This is a genomic window from Providencia sp. JGM181 (assembly GCF_018257375.1).
GTDB lineage: Bacteria > Pseudomonadota > Gammaproteobacteria > Enterobacterales > Enterobacteriaceae > Providencia > Providencia lanzhouensis.
In genome coordinates this window covers 1-2,375 of the sequence record NZ_JAERJY010000238.1, presented here as the reverse complement: position 1 = coordinate 2,375, position 2,375 = coordinate 1, and the positions used below count along the sequence as shown (strand labels likewise).

The following is a 2,375-nucleotide window of genomic DNA, read 5'->3' as shown; positions in this document are numbered from 1 at the left end:
CTATTAATAATTTAAGCCAAGAAAATAACAATCAAGAAAAAAACATAGCTGAAAAAGGAAATTCCATTAAGAAATTACAAAGCTCTTTATCTGATTTAGAAAAAAACTTTAATGATAGTGAAATGAAGAATAAAAAATATGTTGATGATGAAGTTTTTAGAAGTGAAGCGATTACGACTTTATTAATTGATGACACAAACAAAAAACATGAAACAGATACCAAACAACTGAATATTGCCATAGAAAAGCTCGATAAAGACATTAAAGAAAGTGATCTAATTACAAGCCAATTAATTGAAGATGCAGAAAAAAATAGCAAAGCCCATGCTGATTTAATTTTACGTAATCAACAAATGCTTAATATTGATCGTTTTGATAAAATTGATAAACAAGAAAAAATTCAGACACAACAGCTTAAAAAACTAAATACCCGAGTTGACCAAATGGAAAGTAAAATCCACCAAACGGCTCGTGATGCAAATGCTGGTATTGCTTCAGTTGCAGCAATGACCAATATTCCTTACACCACAAATACACGTTTTAGCGCTGGATTAGGCTTAGGTAACTTTAAAAACGGTAACGCCATCGCAGCTGGAGCTCAGTATCAAGTTAAGCAAAACTTAAATCTGCGTAGTTCTATTTCTTGGAATAACTCGGATAGAGCCGTTATCGGTGCAGGTATTGCTTACGGTTGGTAATCTTTAACCAATAACTATCTTTATTCTTCTCGCCATATTTATTAGCATCAATGTAAATTGATGCTAATTTTTATTTAACGATTAATTATCAATATCCCTATTCAATTTTCCAAAATTGAATTTAATTCACCGTTCTCAATTTTAACTCATACATTATGTCTTTTCTCTGTGCTGATTATCCATCATTTAATTGCAACAATTAAAATCCCTCTATACAATGCTCTGCTTTCTCAAATTCTTATTTATAAAGTCATCATTGTGAAACTACTTTTTTCTCTGTCATTAACGACTGCTATTCTTTCTGGGTTATGGGCATGGGTTGCTGATGTATTTGGCTTGATCAGTTGGGCTGGATTTTTAGGATGTACCGCTTATTTTGCCTATCCGAAAGATGGTGTGAAGGGTTTGCTGGTGACAGCATTAACAGCGCTAAGTGGTGTTGTTTGGGGATTAGTTATTATTCATAGCGATAAACTCACCCATGATCTGCCTAATTTTGCAGGCTACTTTGTGACCACTGTTATCGCTTTTATAATGTGTTTTCAAGCCCAAAAATCGTGGTTTGCCTATATTCCAGGAACCTTTATTGGTGCCTGTGCAACCTTTGCAGCACAAGGAAATTGGCAATTGACTATCCCGTCACTTATTGTCGGCGTTTTATTTGGCTACGCCATGAAGCAAAGTGGGCTTTGGTTAGTCAAAAAACTGGATAGAACTTCCTGATGTATAACGTAAACCTATTTTTAATCAGAAATATCTAAGCGACTTATAAAAATGAGGGTAATAATTACCCTCTTACTATCAAAACAATTTACATTTTATTTATAGGATATTGATGCTGCACTGATTTTATTTGATGAACAGCTGGTTATTTTAATATTTGAATTTGATAAATATGCAGTATTCATAAGCTGGAACATTGCTCTACCATACTCGTTCCCAACCGATTCCAATATAGATATTTCCTTTGTATCCGCATCTCCATCACGTAGAGTTATTGTAAAAAAAGCCCTTTTATTAAATACATCTTGCTCACCTAATGTGATAGTGGAAATTCTTTTTTCTTTGTTGAGATAGGCATTACAATTATCTGAAAATGCCTTATTTATAATATTCTTATTTGCCATTGAAAAACTTGAAGACAACACACAGACTAATAAAATTATTTTTTTCTTCATGATATAAATCCTATTTTGTGAAGTTATTTTTCAAATGATTTACACACCCTGATGAGTAAGAAAAAATAGTATGGACTGATAAATCGGGAAGAATAGCCATATATACAAAACCATCATCGTCGAAATTTAAATTACAAAGAAAATAGTCATTAGTTTTATATTTGTACCCAGATACTGTTTCTATTTCAACAGTCCAGTAATCAAAATGAGATAAAAAACCTGTCTCATATGGAAATGAATGTCCTAATTTAGTTGTGCTCATATTTTTTAGATTACTGTAATCAGCAGTAATATTAAGCATACTATGAGGATAATCTGTAGAATGCGTGACACTAACAGACTTTAGCTCCTGCAAAGAGCAGTTCATCACATAGAAATAACCAGTATGGTTAGTTGCAAGTGATTTTTCTATTACGTTATCCATTTGCCTCCAGTTTTTATTAAAAAATTAATTATGGCAACCACCTGAATTTGAGAACTTTATAAATAACCTAAAATC

At 32.3% G+C, this 2,375-nt stretch carries 4 protein-coding genes; 2 read left to right on the top strand and 2 right to left on the bottom strand.

Annotation, left to right across the window (positions count from 1 at the left end):
• Window positions 1-2: 2 nt before the first annotated feature.
• The gene (locus JK188_RS17805; protein WP_442959132.1) at window positions 3-698 is read left to right on the top strand and encodes a YadA C-terminal domain-containing protein; all 696 of its coding nucleotides are present in this window, start codon (window positions 3-5) and stop codon (window positions 696-698) included.
• A 258-nt stretch (window positions 699-956) separates the two neighbouring features.
• Window positions 957-1,421 carry a DUF1097 domain-containing protein gene (locus tag JK188_RS17100; RefSeq protein ID WP_211885242.1) on the top strand — a complete coding sequence of 155 codons (465 nt, stop codon included), beginning with the start codon at window positions 957-959 and terminating at the stop codon, window positions 1,419-1,421.
• 95 nt (window positions 1,422-1,516) lie between these two features.
• Here the strand turns inward: JK188_RS17100 and JK188_RS17095 are convergent, their stop codons facing one another.
• Both JK188_RS17095 and JK188_RS17090 read right to left on the bottom strand, forming a co-directional pair.
• Window positions 1,517-1,876, bottom strand: a complete 360-nt coding sequence (locus tag JK188_RS17095; RefSeq protein ID WP_211885241.1) for a hypothetical protein — start codon at window positions 1,874-1,876, stop codon at window positions 1,517-1,519.
• Between the two features lie 10 nt (window positions 1,877-1,886).
• Window positions 1,887-2,300 carry a hypothetical protein gene (locus tag JK188_RS17090; protein ID WP_211885240.1) on the bottom strand — a complete coding sequence of 138 codons (414 nt, stop codon included), beginning with the start codon at window positions 2,298-2,300 and terminating at the stop codon, window positions 1,887-1,889.
• Between the last annotated feature and the right edge of the window lie 75 nt (window positions 2,301-2,375).

Coding starts and splice junctions, on each gene's coding strand:
- JK188_RS17095 (WP_211885241.1), bottom strand. CDS start 1,876: ATGAAGAAAAAAATAATTTTATTAGTCTGTGTGTTGTCTTCAAGTTTT.
- JK188_RS17090 (WP_211885240.1), bottom strand. CDS start 2,300: ATGGATAACGTAATAGAAAAATCACTTGCAACTAACCATACTGGTTAT.